The organism is Mesorhizobium sp. M0715, assembly GCF_040320355.1.
In the GTDB taxonomy this organism is placed as follows: domain Bacteria; phylum Pseudomonadota; class Alphaproteobacteria; order Rhizobiales; family Rhizobiaceae; genus Mesorhizobium.
The window spans coordinates 79,964-95,835 of sequence record NZ_JAMYPL010000015.1 but is presented as its reverse complement, the minus strand read 5'-3'; the positions used below and the strand labels follow the sequence as shown (position 1 = coordinate 95,835).

General features: G+C 61.7%; 19 protein-coding genes. 10 read left to right on the top strand and 9 right to left on the bottom strand.

Features of this window, described 5'->3' with window-relative positions; genetic code table 11:
- Positions 1-13: 13 nt before the first annotated feature.
- Positions 14-799 (bottom strand): SDR family NAD(P)-dependent oxidoreductase, encoded by a 786-nt coding sequence (locus NKI21_RS18795; RefSeq protein ID WP_127292248.1) that lies wholly within the window; start codon positions 797-799, stop codon positions 14-16.
- Positions 800-1,129: 330 nt separating this feature from the next.
- Between NKI21_RS18795 and NKI21_RS18790 the strand changes: the two genes are divergently transcribed.
- The 8 genes from NKI21_RS18790 (at position 1,130) to NKI21_RS18755 (ending at position 4,673) form a co-directional block, all read left to right on the top strand.
- On the top strand, positions 1,130-1,396 hold the full coding sequence (locus NKI21_RS18790) for a hypothetical protein (RefSeq protein WP_023809464.1): 267 nt from the start codon (positions 1,130-1,132) through the stop codon (positions 1,394-1,396).
- Positions 1,393-1,611, top strand: coding sequence for a hypothetical protein (locus NKI21_RS18785; protein ID WP_023809463.1), 219 nt, complete (start codon positions 1,393-1,395; stop codon positions 1,609-1,611). Before NKI21_RS18790 ends, NKI21_RS18785 begins: the two co-directional genes overlap by 4 nt.
- A 4-nt stretch (positions 1,612-1,615) precedes the next feature.
- Complete coding sequence (locus NKI21_RS18780; protein ID WP_352441966.1) at positions 1,616-1,834, top strand: hypothetical protein; 219 nt, start codon at positions 1,616-1,618, stop codon at positions 1,832-1,834.
- 84 nt (positions 1,835-1,918) lie between these two features.
- A complete protein-coding gene (locus tag NKI21_RS18775) occupies positions 1,919-2,149 on the top strand; it encodes a hypothetical protein (protein ID WP_031212583.1) in 231 nt (76 codons plus the stop codon).
- A 157-nt stretch (positions 2,150-2,306) separates the two neighbouring features.
- Complete coding sequence (locus tag NKI21_RS18770) at positions 2,307-2,762, top strand: hypothetical protein (protein WP_352866715.1); 456 nt, start codon at positions 2,307-2,309, stop codon at positions 2,760-2,762.
- Positions 2,759-3,979 carry an NRAMP family divalent metal transporter gene (locus NKI21_RS18765; protein WP_023809459.1) on the top strand — a complete coding sequence of 407 codons (1,221 nt, stop codon included), beginning with the start codon at positions 2,759-2,761 and terminating at the stop codon, positions 3,977-3,979. The genes NKI21_RS18770 and NKI21_RS18765 overlap by 4 nt, the downstream gene beginning before the upstream one ends.
- Positions 3,979-4,338, top strand: a complete 360-nt coding sequence (locus tag NKI21_RS18760) for a hypothetical protein (protein WP_352551665.1) — start codon at positions 3,979-3,981, stop codon at positions 4,336-4,338. The genes NKI21_RS18765 and NKI21_RS18760 overlap by 1 nt, the downstream gene beginning before the upstream one ends.
- Before the next feature lie 2 nt (positions 4,339-4,340).
- A complete protein-coding gene (locus tag NKI21_RS18755; protein ID WP_352551568.1) occupies positions 4,341-4,673 on the top strand; it encodes a hypothetical protein in 333 nt (110 codons plus the stop codon).
- Between the two features lie 31 nt (positions 4,674-4,704).
- Here NKI21_RS18755 and NKI21_RS18750 read toward each other — a convergent pair whose 3' ends face one another.
- Together NKI21_RS18750 and NKI21_RS18745 are read right to left on the bottom strand one after the other, a co-directional pair.
- Complete coding sequence (locus tag NKI21_RS18750) at positions 4,705-5,031, bottom strand: hypothetical protein (protein ID WP_023809457.1); 327 nt, start codon at positions 5,029-5,031, stop codon at positions 4,705-4,707.
- A 351-nt stretch (positions 5,032-5,382) separates the two neighbouring features.
- A complete protein-coding gene (locus tag NKI21_RS18745) occupies positions 5,383-5,814 on the bottom strand; it encodes a GNAT family N-acetyltransferase (RefSeq protein ID WP_023809456.1) in 432 nt (143 codons plus the stop codon).
- A gap of 225 nt (positions 5,815-6,039) precedes the next feature.
- Between NKI21_RS18745 and NKI21_RS18740 the strand changes: the two genes are divergently transcribed.
- Positions 6,040-6,237, top strand: coding sequence for a hypothetical protein (locus tag NKI21_RS18740; RefSeq protein ID WP_013530427.1), 198 nt, complete (start codon positions 6,040-6,042; stop codon positions 6,235-6,237).
- Between the two features lie 125 nt (positions 6,238-6,362).
- Here NKI21_RS18740 and NKI21_RS18735 read toward each other — a convergent pair whose 3' ends face one another.
- A complete protein-coding gene (locus NKI21_RS18735; RefSeq protein WP_013530428.1) occupies positions 6,363-6,881 on the bottom strand; it encodes a YciE/YciF ferroxidase family protein in 519 nt (172 codons plus the stop codon).
- A gap of 435 nt (positions 6,882-7,316) precedes the next feature.
- Here NKI21_RS18735 and NKI21_RS18730 point away from each other — a divergent pair, with 435 nt between their 5' ends.
- Entirely contained in the window at positions 7,317-8,879 is a 1,563-nt protein-coding gene (locus NKI21_RS18730; RefSeq protein ID WP_352866710.1) for a GMC family oxidoreductase, read from the top strand.
- Between the two features lie 67 nt (positions 8,880-8,946).
- Here NKI21_RS18730 and NKI21_RS18725 read toward each other — a convergent pair whose 3' ends face one another.
- From NKI21_RS18725 to NKI21_RS18705, 5 genes are read right to left on the bottom strand one after another with little or no spacing between them, the layout of a single operon-like run.
- Positions 8,947-10,473, bottom strand: coding sequence for an aldehyde dehydrogenase family protein (locus NKI21_RS18725; RefSeq protein ID WP_352866708.1), 1,527 nt, complete (start codon positions 10,471-10,473; stop codon positions 8,947-8,949).
- A complete protein-coding gene (locus NKI21_RS18720) occupies positions 10,473-11,279 on the bottom strand; it encodes a creatininase family protein (protein ID WP_352441973.1) in 807 nt (268 codons plus the stop codon). Before NKI21_RS18720 ends, NKI21_RS18725 begins: the two co-directional genes overlap by 1 nt.
- Positions 11,276-12,250: an ABC transporter permease gene (locus NKI21_RS18715; protein ID WP_352773656.1), complete on the bottom strand. Its 975-nt coding sequence runs from the start codon at positions 12,248-12,250 to the stop codon at positions 11,276-11,278. The genes NKI21_RS18720 and NKI21_RS18715 overlap by 4 nt, the downstream gene beginning before the upstream one ends.
- A 10-nt stretch (positions 12,251-12,260) precedes the next feature.
- The gene (locus NKI21_RS18710) at positions 12,261-13,283 is read right to left on the bottom strand and encodes a Gfo/Idh/MocA family protein (protein ID WP_352551558.1); all 1,023 of its coding nucleotides are present in this window, start codon (positions 13,281-13,283) and stop codon (positions 12,261-12,263) included.
- A gap of 11 nt (positions 13,284-13,294) precedes the next feature.
- Positions 13,295-15,838, bottom strand: a complete 2,544-nt coding sequence (locus NKI21_RS18705) for an ATP-binding cassette domain-containing protein (protein ID WP_352866705.1) — start codon at positions 15,836-15,838, stop codon at positions 13,295-13,297.
- Between the last annotated feature and the right edge of the window lie 34 nt (positions 15,839-15,872).

Genomic DNA, 15,872 nt, shown 5'->3' with positions numbered 1-15,872 from the left:
TGAAGGCTGAAGGTCAGCCTTTGGAGGCAGAACCCGGCTCGGCCATCTTGCGGTGCTGTTCGGCCAGCGTGCCTGCCGGCGTCACATGTGCCGCGGCGACCTGCAGCTTGTTCTTCCAGCCGCTGATGACTTGTTCCTCACCGTCCATCATCGCCTCGTAGCCGGCCTCGGCCACATCGGCGGGATTGTCCTTCTCATCGGTGCCGACCTTGGTATCCATCATTTCGGCGCGTTCGAAGAACCGCGTCTGCGTTGCCCCGGGCATCAGCACGGTGACTGTGACTCCTGTGGCCTGCAACTCATGACGCAGTGCGATCGAGAAGGAATCGATGAAAGCCTTGGTGCCGTTGTAGACCGCCTGGAAAGTGCCCGGCATGAAACCAGCGATCGATCCTGTGAAGAGAATGCGGCCTCGGCCGCGGCGTGCCATCCTGGCTCCGAGTTGATGCGCGAGATAGACTGTCCCGGTGATGTTGGTGTCGATGATGCGGCGTACTTTTTTCCAATCCTGATCGACGAAACCACGGCCGAGCCCACGTCCGGCATTCAGGAACAACAGGTCGACATCGCGATCGCCGATCCCGGCGATCAAACGATCGACACCCTCCTCGGTCGCCAGATCGGCCTCGATGGCTTCGACAGTCACACCATGCGAACCGAGCGCCTCAGCTGCCTGCTGGATCGCGGGCTCGTCGGCGGCTAGGATCAGGTGGTAGCCGTCCTTGGCGCACAGTTTGGCGAGTTCCTTCCCAATGCCGCTCGAGGCGCCCGTCACCACGGCCAATTTTTCATTCGTCATCTCGTCCTCCGAGCTTCGCTTCGGCCGAACCACTGTCGGGACGGATTGTTCCGTACGGAGAGGTTGAATGCGTGGCCGTATGCAGGCCGTGACAAGGATTTGTTCTTGAGTTCAATGAACACGCGGCGTGGAGAGGTGGAACAACTCAGGTCCGGGCGAGTTCGATATCATGCAGCATCGTTGCTCCCCTTGTTTGATGCTGCACGATCGGGTCCCCTCAGCCTGATCCGCTCGCGCTTTCTATCGGAAAGCGCGAGCATCTAATCACCTCGACAATCATGTTTTGGAACAACAAACCCGTTCGGCAGTTCGGGGCGCAGGAGGAATAAAATGCAATACGCCGAAGAAATCGCGCTCAGGCGCGTGAAAATGCTGGTCGAACAATATGTTGTCGCCAGGAGCAGGAGATATGATTTCGTCTCGACGGAACTTGCCTGCAAGGCCATTCGCCAAGTCGTACGAAGTCCGATCGAAGACGCCGAACTGGACCATTTGCTGGCTAGAAGCGCGGTCAAACAGGGGCTTTCGGTGCGGTTCGACCGAATAGGTCATTGGCAGGCGGCTTCGCCCGAACTCAGCCAGGAGAAATCGGCATGAGAGCAGTGCTATTGATGTCAGCGGCATTACTCGCCTTGGCGGGGTGCAACGACAATGCCGATCCGGCCAAGTCCAAGACGGACACTACGAACAGCCAGCCGGTGGACAAGAATCCCACGACGGACACCAACCCGACGCCGCAGACCAGCACCGGCGGCGACCAGCAAGGTACGCAGCCAACGCAGCCCGCATCTCCAAAGCCAAGTGGCGACTAGGCCTATGGAGCGACGCAACGCAATAATCTCGCTGGTGATAGCGGCGGTCATCATTGTCGGTTTCATCGTCGGCTTTTTCTACGTTGACATGGGCTGGCAGACCTCCCCGCTGAAACGTGCGCCGGAGCAGAACCAGGGCGGCAATGCCCCGGCGGACACCGCCCCGGCTGCGGGCGTCCAGAAAAATCCCAGGGAAAACACGGAAATGCCGGGGCAACAGTGATCGACGGCCGGCAGCAACAGGAGAGGGCGACCTCGCGGTGACCCTGCCGAACTGAGTTCAATACAGCACCGATCTGGAGTGTGGATGATGGGCATCCTTTCCGACCTCGACAAGAAGCTGACGGACAATATGTACGAGCATGGCAGCGAATTCACCGATGCGGTTTCGGATCTGCCGGAAGCAGTCGTGGAAGCGGTCGAACGGCTGATGTTTTTCATCCAGCCCGACGCGCGCGATACAGTCAGAACTCAGGTTCTCGGCCTCATTCACGAATACAGAATCCAAGACGCGCCGAACGGGGATCGCCCCGCCTGACCTTCAGCTTACGCTGGTGCGGCAATTGAAACCGATCGGGACCTGGCTCGCCGCCTCGTGCTCCGGATCGGCGGACGCGGTCGTTGACGGACCCGACGAGTGCTCTAGATCAGATTTACGCCGGCCACGGTTTTGTTGGGTCGGGGGAGACTATTCGGTGGCGCACCAAACGCCTGATTTGATCGTTAGACGCCGCTATCTCAGGCACGACTGCTTGTGCTTGCTGTTGCTGATGTTGTCGGCATGCTCATCTTCCGATCAGATCGAGCAGCAATCACGAACAGCGGCCTCCGCATCGCAGACCGTGGTGATGGCGCTGGACGCCTGGGCGGCAGGGGCGGCGCCGACCGCATACACGGTGGGTACGCTGCAATCGATCGGCGAGACGCTTACCGACGCCGGGGCGCAAATCCGGTCCGCGCAAACCAGTGAACCCGCCGAGCAAGCTTCACTGACAAAGGCAGTCTACGATTTGTCGGTCGCGGTGGCGCGTGCAGAGGCCGGATTGCAGGCGGGCGACCGGCCGGAAGTCCAAGACGCGCAACAGGATCTACGGCTGGCGTCGCGTTCGCTCGCTACCGCCTACGCCAAGTATTTCGCGCCGAAGCCATGAAGAAGCTCATGGAAATATCCCTCGGCGTCGTCACCAGCGTCGGCGGCTTCCTCGAAGTTGGGTCCATGGCGACGGCGGCGCAGGCAGGCGCGATGTTTGGCTTCCAGTTGATCTGGGCGGTGGTGCTAGGCACCATCTGCATCATCTTCCTTGTCGAAATGTCCGGCCGGTTCGCGGCCGTGAGCCATCACACGATCTCCGACGGCATCCGCGAGAGATTCGGCTTCAACGTCTTTCTATGGCCGTTGCTGGCCGCCCTGCTGGTCAATTTCCTGGTGCTGTCCGCCGAGATCGGCGGCGTCGCCATTGCGCTCGAATTTGCCACCGGCATAGGCTTCCAGTGGTGGGCACTGCCGGTGGCTTTGCTGGCGTGGCTGCTGCTTTGGAAAGGCACCTTCGGCTTCATCGAGAAGGGCGTATCTATTCTCGGTCTGGTGACGCTGTGTTTCGTCGTCGGAGCGGTGATGCTGAGACCCGATTGGACGGCAGTCGCAAGGGGCGCCGTGCCTTCGCTGCCGGTCCACGATGCCGCCAATTACTGGTTCATGGCGGTGAGCATTCTCGGCGCCTCGATATCGCCCTACCTCTTCATGTTCTATTCCTCGGGGGCCATCGAGGACCGGTGGGACAAAAGCTATCTCGGAGCCAATCGGGCCATAGCGGGGTTGGGCATGACTTTCGGGGGGACCATCTCGATCGGCGTGTTGATCGTGGCCGCTCTCGTGCTCGCCACGCATGGCGTCACCCAGGTGGACGACTATCACCAATTGCCGTTGATGCTGATATCCATATTCGGCTTCTGGGGCTTCGTGCTGTTTGTTGCCTCCCTCGCCATTGCCTGCTTCGGCGCCGCACTAGAGGTCGGGTTGCAACAGGCCTATCTTGTGGCCCAGGGTTTCGGCTGGAATTGGGGCGAGGATCGCAAGCCGCGCGACGATCCGGGTTTCAGCGCCACCTACACGATATCATTGCTTTTGGCGGCTATTCCCATCGCGCTTGGTCTCGATCCGCTGAGGCTCACCATCTTCTCCATGGCGCTGACGGCAGCCAGCCTGCCGCTGACGGTCGTTCCTTTCCTGTTTCTGCTGAACGACAAACGTTATGTCGGCGAGCATCGCAATGGCTTTTTGTCGAATGCCGCCGTCATCTTCATCATCGCGCTTGGCTTCGTACTGGCGGTGGTGACCATCCCGCTGCAGATATTCGGGGGCACATGATGAAGTTGCTGCGTGATCTCCTCGACAAGCAGGTGGTCGACCGCGAGCAGATCAAGATCGGCAAGGTCGACGGGCTGGTGGCGGAGTTGCGGCCTGGCAAGCCGCCTCGGATCATTGCCATCGAGCTCGGCTCCATCACCCTGGCACGTCGCCTCGGCGCAGGGCCTGGGCGCTGGATGGCGCGGCTCGCGGTCAAGCTGGGTGGCAAGCAGCATGGCGAACCCCATCGGATCGCCTGGCACAAGGTGAAAGATATCGGCATCGATGTCGAGTTCGACATCGATGTGCGAGAAACGTCGATCTTCGCCTGGCAGGACTGGTTGCGCGACCATGTCATCGGGCGCATTCCGGGAGCTTGATAATGACCACGGTCAATCTCGAGCATCTGGCAGGGCGACGAGTACTCTCGCAGCGCGGCAAGAATGTCGGTTATATCGAGGAGATCCACGCCGAACGGGACGGTGACGATTTCCTCGTCACCGAATTCCATGTCGGGGTCTACGCTGCTTTCGAGCGTCTTTCGGCCTCGGCCATAGGCGTGGCGGTGCTGGATCTTTTCCGATTGCGCCGCCGCGACGGTCTATACCGCATCCCTTGGGACAAGCTCGACATCTCCGATCCCGCGCGACCGCGGCTGCTGTGCCCAATGACCGAACTCTCAGGCATGAAGGGCGCACCAGACCTCCATGAATAGGCCGTGGGGTGCTGCATCGTCGGGATCGTTCTCAGCGCAGCATGCTTGCCGCCAGGAAAACCACGGCTGCTATCAAAACGACAGCTGCAATCACCAAAACCGGCCAGTTGGCGCCAGGCCGCAGTTCCGGCTCGCCTTCGACCGGGCGCATGGCGTTGGCAAAGCTGGCATCGTTTTCGAATTCTGGACGATTGCGCGGCGGACTTGTCCCAGCGACCGGATTTTGTGTGTCCGCGGCCTCTGCGTCTGTCTCAAGCGGGGCAATGGCGGGATCGAACCCCGGCGTCTTGTCCTGCGTCGCTCCTGCCTGAACTTCGCCTCTGGCCGCGGCAGGGGTCGGACTTGAAACCTTGGCCATGATTTCTCCCTTTCAACCACGCCCTGGCAGACTTGCACTTGTGAGCGCGGCGAGAGCAAAGCTTGCGTGCGCCGGAGCGGCCTACCACGGTCGATTTGCTCGCCATGCGGTCCTCGTAGCGCACGCCAAACTTCTGCCGCCGCCGATTTGTTCCAAGCAGCAACACCCACGGCTGAGTCGGTTCACACGAGGCTGTGGCGCTCAAGAATTTGGCTGTGGAGCATGGCGTCGCAAATTGGCGTTGGATCAGCCTTGGCAGATCATATGAACAGTCACTGCTCGCTGCGGGAAAATGAACCGACCCGTCGCTGCCTCGCGATTGAGGCCATGACGGCAGGTTCGCGATCAATTTCACAGCAGATCTTTCCGAAGGAAGATGCGGGCATGTCCAGGGATCCCGAATTCGACTTTGCCAAATTCCTCGAAACCATGGCGCATGTAGAATACCGGTGCCTGGAAACTGCTCGTCTCCACGACGGCCTTCTTACAGCCACGCCGGATGGCTTCTTCCTCGACAGTCCTGAGAAGTTGTGAGCCAAAGGATTGGCCACGCAACTGCTCAGGCAGGAAGAACATGTCGAGAAACAGGAGCCCGAGCTCCGTTCTGCCCCAAAGCCCGCCCCAGACTCTTCCTGAGTGGTCGCAAAGCTCCGCTCCGATGACAGCTCGGTCGTCGATCCCGGTCTGTGCGATGTTGTATTGATAGAGCGCTGCGGCGGCCCGCGCTCTATCATCCTCGCTATACGTCAAAGCGGTTGTAAATCTCTCGGATCGGAATGACATGCATTTTCCTCCTGGGCGGGCACAGGCATGAGACCCGCCGGCAACGTCGGTCACGGCCAAGATGAACTCGTTGCCAACGCATAAATCCGACAGCCATCTCAGGCGCCTTCGAACGCCGCGGGCTTTGTGGTCTTCACAAAATGTTACGTGAGGGAACGTTCGCGCCTGACTCTTCTTAGGCAATCGAGGCGGTTGTCGCCTCGTGGATTTTGAAGGAGAAGAAGAATGCCCAATCAAGGTGGTAGTCACGAACAGCATGTGAAGGCAGGCCAGCAGAGCCACAAGAACGCCGACAATAAAAACCGTCAGCAACAGCAGGCCGCTGGTGGTGGTCAACGGCAGCAGGGCGATGGATCCGGCATGCGTGGTGGAACCCACGAACAGCACGTGAAAGCTGGCGAACAAAGCCACAAGAACCGCTGATCGCGGTTGATTTCAGCAGACCCACCCCGAAGTATCGGGGTGGGTCTGATTGCATCTGAAGGGGTACCGACGAAGAGGCCGGGTCGCGAAGTCGCCCCGGCGGCTTTGGCGCCGGGCACAACCAGTCAGGCAGCTTGCTCCAGGGCGCGCTCATTGACACCGCCTTCGCCCAGCCCGGAAAGCGCTTCGTCCGTCGCGACCTCCTCTTTCAATGTCTCGTTGAGGAGCTTGACCACGTCGCTCTTGCCAAGCTGTTCAGCCCACGCGACCAACGTGCCATAGCGCGCGATTTCATAATGCTCGACGGCCTGTGCCGCGCCGACCAGCCCTGCATCCAGCGCCGGGTCACCCTTGTATTCGTCGAGAATTTCCGACCCTTCCTCAAGAATGCCGTCGATCGCCGGACAGGTCTTGCCGCGGGCCGGTTTGTCCATAAGTTCGAACACTTGCTCGAGCCGATCGACCTGGCCTTCGGTTTCCATGCGATGTTTCTCAAAGGCCGCGGCCACCTCCTCGGATTCGGCGCCCTTTGCCATCTTCGGCAAGGCTTTGAGTATCTTCTTTTCAGCGTAGTAAATGTCCTTCAGCCCATCGAGGAACAAAGCCTCCAGTCCCTTTGTCGTCGCTCTTTTTGCAGTCGCCATGATTTGTCTCCCTGGATTGTCGTGAAAGCTCACCGGCGGTGTAGCCATGGACTAACTTTCCATGGAAGCAGTTGTTCCCTGGGCGCGACTCGGAAGGGCAGCACGCCAAACACCGCTTTTGTCGAAAACCGATCGCTGTCAAAAGGCGATGGATGATGACGGTGTGAGAACCGCCGGCAGGGGACGGAGAGCACCGGGGTTCTTCGCGCGATATGGAGCAGATGGTGAAAAGAAACCCTTCCGATGGGTTCATATACGAAATCATATTTACATATAAAACAAATCATGATGATCTTGCAGTCGTGCAACGCTAAGGTGGTTGGTTCCGGCGTATATCGCTGAGCCTGAATGCCAGCAGATGATCGTGCACAAATGAAATCAACATGATGTCGCGGTCGAGCCAGCCGTGCATTGGTCGGATCCGGGGAGTACGGCATGCCGTTTGATGTCATCGTTGTCGGAGCCGGCGCAGCCGGGGCTGTTCTTGCCGCCCGGCTCACCGAAGATGCGGCCACGACCGTGCTTTTGCTGGAAGCGGGGCCGGACTTCCGGAGCGGCGAGCAACCTGCCGAGATGGCGAGCCCAAATCCCTTCAACCTGCTGCTTCCCGATCATTTTCAGCAACAATACATGTATCCCGACCTGATGGCTCGCCGCACCAAGCGGCAGGAGCATCGGGTCTACTGGCGCGGCAAGGGGCTTGGCGGTTCGACGGCCGTCAATGGGCAGATTGCCATTCGCGGCGTGCTCCATGCATTCGACCGCTGGGAGCAAATCGGATGCAAGGGCTGGTCGGGAGCGGATGTGCTGCCCTTCTTCTGCCGCCTGGAGGACGACCCGATCGCGGCCAATTTTCACGGCAGCGGCGGCCCGATTCCGATCTACCGCGCGCCTGTCGAAAGCTGGGGAAGCGTCGACAAGGCCATGCGCCAAAGCGCGATGGCTCTCGGCCATCCTTGGCATGACGATCTCAATGCTCCGGATGCCGAAGGGGCTTGCACCTATCCCATCAACAGTCGAGCCGGCAAGCGCGTGTCGGTCAATGACGGCTATCTGGAAGCGGCCCGCGACCGGCCGAACCTCACCATCATCGGGCAGGCGACAGTGGACAAGGTGCTTTTCGATGGCAGGAAAGCGATCGGCGTTTTGGCCATCGTGGCCGGTCAGGTTCGCAAATTCGAGGCGCCGCTGATCGTCCTCTCGGCCGGCGCCATCCACTCTCCGGTCATCCTGCAGCGCTCGGGCATCGGTCCGGCGGCTCTCTTGAATCGAAAGGACATCGAGGTGCTTGCCGACCTGCCGGTCGGCGAAGGTTTTTTCGACCATCCTTATTGCCGCATCGAACTGAAGCTGAAGCCGGAATTCAAGGCGACCGATGTCGACGCGCGGCATACCAACTGCTGTGTGCGGATGAGTTCGGGCGTGCCGGGCGCTGAGCGCGACGACATTCTCTACGTCGCCATGAACCATGGCGGTATCGGCGTGGAGTCCGACAGCGCCCAGTTCGGCGAGGCCATGGTCAATCTGATCCTGATGGAGGCCAAGAGCCGCGGCACCGTGCAACTGCGTTCCGCCAACCCTTTCGACCAGCCGATCGTGGAAGAGAACATGCTGGACGATCCAATGGATCTCCAGCGCATGCGTATCGCCTATCGCCACCTTGGCGAGATTGCCCGGCAGGCGCCGATCCAGGCGATCGCCGAGCGCGTCCTGCTGGGGGATTCCGATCTGCCTTTGTCATGGCTCGAAACGGCAAGCGACGAGGAGGTCGACAATTTCCTGCTGGCGCAGTCTTCCGATGCGCAGCATGGGATCGGAGGCTGTTGCATGGGAAGGCCCGGCGAGGCCGTGGTCGATCCGGAATGCCGGGTCTACGGTTTGGAAGGACTGCGGGTTATCGATGCGTCGATCATGCCGCTCGATTGCCAGGCAAACACCAATCTCACCTCGATCATGATTGGCGAGAAAATGGCCGACAGCCTGCGCCGGTCCACCTGACAGCTCTCTGCCGAACTGCATATGGTCGCGAGGGCAGGCCCGCGCAAAAAGGCGCGGGCCTTGAATGTCAGCGAGTGACATCCATGGTAATCGTCTTCAAGTCGCACATTTCCATCAGCGTGTGCCGACCCCCGGTGCGACCGAGGCCGCTCTGCGTCCCGGCGGCGCCGCCGGCAGGAATATGCGGCTCCCAATAGCAACTCATCTCGTTGATGTTGACGATGCCGACCCTCAGGCTTTCAGCAAAGGCAAAGGCGTTCTTGATGGTGCTGGTGAAGACCGCGGCCGACAGGCCGTAGGGGCTGGACGCCGCAAGTTCCATCGCCTCTTCGTCGGTCTCGAAGCTCAGCACCGGTGCAATCGGCCCGAAGGATTCCTCGACATTGAGCAGGCTTTCCCGGGTCAGTCCTGTGACGATCGATGGCTCGAAATAGAGATTGGTGGCAAAGCCCGCTGCCACATTGCCGCCGGTGACGATCTCGGCGCCGCGCGCGCGGGCGTCCGCGATGTGCCTGAGCACCTTGTCGACGGCCACCGCATTGTTGATCGGACCCATCGTCGTCGCGGGATCGAAAGGGTCGCCCATTTTCACCTTCGCGGCCGCTTTCACGAGACCTTCGATGAAACGGTCATGGACGGATTTATGCACCAGCACGCGTTCGGTGGCCGTGCAGATCTGCCCGGCATTGGCAAAGCAGCCGGCCCCGACCTGGGCGGCAGCCATGTCGATATCGGCATCGGCCAGCACGATGGTCGGACCGTTGCCGCCCATTTCGAGCAGAAGCGGCTTGCCCGCGCCACGCCGGGCGATCGTCGCGCCGGTGGCGGAACTGCCGGTGAAGCCGATGGCATGGGTGCCCGGATGAACGACCGCCTCGTCGCCCACCTCCGCACCGTCACCCAGAACGAGATTGATGGCGCCGTCCGGCAGGCCCGCCTCGATGAAGCATTCGACAAGTGCAGTGGCAATCAGCGACGTCGTCGGCGCGGGCACCCAGACGACGGTGTTGCCCGTTGCGACGGCCGGTCCGAGATAGTAGAGGCAGGGCAGGGCGAGCGGGAAATTCCAGGGTGTGATGATGGCAAAGACGCCCTTCGGCTGCAGGAAGCTGAAGGCGCGCTTGTTGGCATCGGCAAGCGGAAACGCCGCCGTCTCCAGCCACTTCATCTGTTCTGCCGCATTGCGGAAGCCGAGAGCCGCCGCCGACGCTTCGGCCTTTGCTTCGCTGTGGAACGGCTTACCCTGTTCCAGGCAGAGCAGGCGCGCAAGCTCCTCGGCGCGCCTGTCGATCGCGTCGGCAATGCGCATGCATAGTTGAGCGCGCGCGAAGGTTCCCATCTTGCGCATGGTCTCGCGTGCGCCTTCGGCGGCTTTCACCGCGCGACCGACATCGGCGCGGGTGGAAAGGGAGAGATAGCCGAGATGCTCGCCCGTCGAAGGACTGTCGATTTTCAGGAATTTGCCCGAGCTGCCGGCAATCCACTCGCCGCCGATGCGGTTGATGCCGATGCGGGCGGCTGCTTCCGGCTCCGAGACGATCGCCATGCCGCGCAGGTTGGGGCCTTCGAGAGAAGATTTGAAATGGACTGTCATCATGCGTTCCTTTGGCCGAATTCGGATTGGATGTTCAAAATGGCGGCACGGCTGCGCTCCACGGCTGCGATGAAAAGTCTGCTGCCGGCCTCTGCGCTCGCCTCCGATGGCGTGCCGATGACGCCGTTGTCGCGGATGGCTTCGAAACGGCGCCAGACGGTGACGGCCGGCGCGGCGTAAAGGTGAGGATCCGGCCAGGATGGCGAAGTGCCGCCTGGCGGGATGAGATCGCGGCGAACGCTGTCGCCAAGCACATGCATCATCAACGAGGTTTCAAGCGCGCAAGCGTGACCGGTGCCCGTGGCGGCATCGGGCAGGGCCTCCGCCGCCACGTCGGCGATGAGATCGAAATACGAGAAACCCGCGGTGACGATGCCACGCTGGCCAAGGGTGGTGATCGCCACCTGGATCGCGGCGCGGTTTCCGCCATGGCCGTTCAGCATGACCGGCAGGAAGCCGTCTTCGGCAAGGCAGGTGCAGAGATCGACGAGCACGGCGATGAAGGTCCGCGGACTGAGGCTCATCGTGCCGGAGAAGGAGCGATGATGCTCGGACGAGCCATAGGCGAAAGGTTCGGCGACCCGCATGGAAGCCTGTCCTTCCGCCGCGGCGAGAGCGACTGCTTCCGCAAGCCAGCAATCGACGCCGAGAGGCAGATGCGGGCCATGTTGCTCGACAGCGCCGAGCGGCAGAATGACGACGGGTTTATGCACGCCGGCTGTCGCGTGTCTTTCCGTATCCGGCGAGGTCATCAGCGCAAAGCTGGACCTGAGCGGGATCGGCAAGGCCGGAACTGGCTCGCTCATCGTGCTGCCTCGACGAGCCGCGCCTTGGCGTAAGTCATGCCGGAATCGGCCAGGAGAGCGACCATGATGATTGCACCCTTGTAGAGTTCGAGGCTGGAAGGATCCGTGCCGAATACCCGAAGCGCAGTTGTCAGCAGACTGACGATCAGGGCGCCGACGACCGCCCCCCACACCGTTCCCCGTCCGCCGAAGATACTGGTGCCTCCAAGCACGGCAGCGGCGATCGCGTCCAGAAGCAGCGAGGTACCGCCGATATTGGGCGTCACGACAGGCACCCGGCTGATCATGATCACGGCCGTCAGGAAGACGAAGATGCTGGAGGCGCAATAGACGAGGATCGTGTGTTTCGTCACCGGGATGCCGGCAAGTTCCGCGGCTCCGGCATCCGACCCGAGCGCATAGGTACGCAGCCCGAAACGGCTGTGCCGCATCAGGATTGCTGCTACGGCAACGATCAGGAGCGTTGCGAAGATGACATTGGGAATGCCAAAGCTGCGCTCAATGCCGACCGCGCGAAGCGTCGGATCCTTCAGCATCAGGACGCCTTTGGAGGCAACGGCAAGCGTTGCGCCCTGCAGCGCGACCATTGTGGCCAGTGTCGTCACGAAGGGCGGTATTTTCAACAGTGCGATAACGGCGCCGTTCGCGAGGCCGATCACCACCATCACGGCAAAGCCGACAAGCAGGGCAAGCGGCAGGCCGGCGCCGCCGTCGATCAGGCTGGCGATGAAGACGGCGCAGAAGGCGACGCCGACGCCGGCGGACAGGTCGATGCCCGCCGTCAGCAGAACGATCAGAGCCCCAAGCGCCAGGATGGCGATCGGGGTCGCCTGGGCGACGATGTTGATCAGGCTGGCGGTTGAAACGATGCGGGCGTCGATGAGCGCGAAGATCGCCAGCAGGATGACCAGCAGGATCAACGGCGAGAGGTCGAGAAAGCGCCTGCACCAGATGTTCTGTTGGCGGTTCATGAGGATCCTCTCATCGAATGTGCCAATCTTCGACCGGTTCGCGCAGGCCTGATTTGACGCTGCGCAGGATGGCATCATTGACGGCGACGGCGCGCAGGGCGTCGCCGACCGGCATCACGAAAGGGGTGTCGTCGCGAACCGCCGAAATGAAATGGTGGACCTCCTCGAAGAGATCCCCGGTGATACGGCCATTGACGGTCGGCCAGTGCAGGGCGTCGGGTTGCGACCACTGTCCATGCGACAGGATGCGTAGACCGTGGTCGCGCACGTCGAGGTCGATCATGCCTTCGGTGCCGATGATTTCCGTGCGTGCCCAGATGCCGGTCGGAACGGTCGGTGGCAGCGTCCAGCCGAAATAGAGCTGTCCGCTCATTCCGTTCGACAACTCGACGGTGGAGAAGATCGCATCTTCGGATCTAACTCCGAGCGAAGGCATGAGCTTGGCGACGGGCCGGGAGTAGACGGCGATGATGTCCGAACCCGAGATCCATTGCAGCGCATCCACGTCATGCACGCCGAGGTAGAAGCAGACGCTCGAATTTCCGTTCATGCGAAGACCGACTTCGCGACTGGTGAAACGGCCGCTGCTGCCGTGGATCGGCTCGCCGATCCGCCCGGATCTTACCGCTGCCGCGGCCTCGCAATAGCGAGGGTCGAACCGCAGGATGTGGCCGACCAACAGGCGTGCGCCGCTTCTCTCCGCTGCTTTCGCGATCGCCTTGGCAGGGGACAGATCATGAGCCATCGGCTTTTCGAGCAGCACCGGCTTGCCGGCATCGAGCAGAATGCGGCAGACGTCTTCATGCAGCGTGTCGGGTGCCGCCACGATATAGGCGTCGGCGGCATTGGCGGTCAGCGCGGTGGTGGCATCGCGGAAATACCGGGCACCGAAATCCGACGCGGCCTTGCTCCCCGTGGCAGCATTCGGATCAACGAATGCCGACAGTTCGGCGACAGGACTCGCGGCAACCACCTGCGCATGCAGGAGACCCATGTAGCCGGCACCGACGATGGCAATCTTTAACTTGCTCAAAGGGTTTCTCCTTACAGGCATGTTGCAAGGTTGGATGCTGGCCGGGGTGCGCAGGCTGGTGATGTGATCGTGCGATCACCGAAGGCCAGCGTCATCACGTCTTCTTCCGTCGCCCCACGAGCCAGCGTGCCGACAGAGTGGCCTTCGCGCATGACGACGATGCGGTCGGCAACGCCGAGAACCTCGGGCAACTCGCTCGACACCATGAGGATCGCCGCGCCCTCGGCCTTCAATCTTGCGATCAGGTGATGGAGTTCGGATTTTGCGCCGACGTCGACGCCGCGTGTCGGCTCGTCGAGCAGGATGATCTTCGGCTTGGTGGCAAGCCACTTGCCGATGACGACCTTCTGCTGATTGCCGCCCGAAAGCTCGATGGTCATCTTGTCGGGCTGGGCCGGCCGCACGCCGAGTGAGCCGATGAGATCGCGCGCGAGAGCCAGGATGCGGCGAGGTCTCAGCAGGCCGAAGTGACTGTTATCGCGAATCCAGGCGAGGGACAGATTGTCCCTGATCGACATCGTGCCGACGAAGCCTTCCAGATGCCGGTCTTCGGGTATGTAGACGATGCCGGCGCGATTGGCGGCCTTGGTGTCGCCGCCGGTCTGCTGCCCGCCGAAAATTCTGAGCGTGCCGCCATGCATGGTCTCGAGGCCGGCAATCAGCCTGAGCACCTCGGAGCGGCCGCTTCCCATCAGGCCGGCGAGCGCGACGATTTCGCCCCTGCACACGCTGAGCGTGGCCGACTTCAAGAGCTTGCCATCGGAGATGTTGCTGATCTCGATCGCGGTTTCGCCGACTTGCGCTTCGAGATAGGGGAAGATGTCGCCGACATCGCGCCCGACCATCATGGAGACGATCTCGGCCTCGTTGGTCTGGCGGGTCTGGCGCTCGCCGATGAAGCGTCCGTCACGCAGAACGACGACGCGGTCGCACTGGCTGAAGATCTCTTCCATCTTGTGCGAGATGTAGAGGATGCCGGCGCCGCGAGCTCTCAGCCTGTCGATCAGGTCGTAGAGTTGGTCGCGCTCGCGGTTGGAGAGCGCGCTGGTCGGCTCGTCCATGATGAAGAACCAGGCATCGGACAGAACGGCACGGGCAATTTCCACCATCTGCCGGTGCCCGACGGAAAGCGTTCGCAGCTCCGCGCCAATGTCGATATCGAGCGACAGCTCGTCCATGATGGATTTCGCATCGCGCCGCATCCGGGCCCGGTCGAGAAATCCCAGGCGGGTATGCGGTTCGCGGCCGATGAAGAGATTCTCCGCCACCGTCAGGTCCGGCGAAAGGCTGAAATGCTGATGGATGACGCTGATGCCCTTGGCGTCGCTGGGGGAGTGGAACTGGACGGCGTTGCCGTCGATGACGATCTCACCCTCGTCCGGGCGATGCAGGCCGGAAATGCACTTCACCAGCGTCGATTTTCCGGCCCCGTTCTCGCCGGCAAGTCCTACCACCTCGCCGGCCGAGACGGCAAAGCTGACACCGTCGAGTGCCTTGACGCCCGGAAAAGACTTGCCAAGCCCGCGCAAGGCGATGCTGTGTTTGCCGACCGGTGTTGCGGCGGTGTTGCGGGGCGACGGGGTGGACTTGCGGCCACTGGTTTTGAACAGGGCGGCGACACTCTCCGGCTGGCTAGTGAGAACGGCCACCAGAATGAGGCTCGCGGTCACGAAGTAGATCAGGATCTGCGGTACCTGCAGGAAGGACAGGCCGGTGTTGATGACGCCCAGCAGCAGCGCCCCGATCGCCGTTCCCCAGATGGAGCCCTGGCCGCCGGACAGTTTCGTGCCGCCGATGATGGCGGCTGTGATGGCTGTAAATTCAAGCCCGGTGCCGGCAAGCGGCTGTGCCGAACCAAGGCGGCCGATGGTGAGGATCGCGCCGAGCCCGGCCGTTGCGCCGGCAATCAGGTAGACGGAGATGCGCACGATGTCGACGGGAACCAGTGAGGCCCGCGCTGCTCCCGCATTGCCGCCGACCGCATAGATCCAGCGCCCGTACACCGTGCGATTGAGCACGAACCACCAGAGGCCCAGGCAGATGGCGGCGATGATGACGGAGACCGGTAGGAGGCCGATCGTCTCGCGTCCCGCGAAAAGCAGGATCGGATCGGCGACCGCGATGCTGGATGCGCCGGAGAGACTGAGCGCCAGGCCGCGCGCAAACGCCATGGTGGCGAGCGTTGCGATGAATGGGGAGATGCCGGCAAAGCCGATCAGCGCTCCATTGAGCAGACCGATTGCGGCACCGCCACCGATCGCGGCGAGAAGGCTCAAGCTCGCCGAGCCGGTTGCCGTGTAGGCAAGGCCCGCCGCGATGCCGGAACAGGCAAGATTGCTGCCGACGGAAATATCAATGCCGCGCGCGATGATCACGGCCGTCATGGCAAAAGAGATGAGGGCGATGACCGCACTCTGCTGCGCGATGCTGACAAGATTGCCGGTCGACAGAAAACGCGGATCGATCCAGCCGAAGACGGCGATGGCGACCAGCAGCACCGCGATGAGGACCGGTTCGTTGCGCCGCAGTAACGGAGAGGTCCAGGACTGGAACATGGGTTGGTCCTCTTATCGAGCATCATGCGCGGTC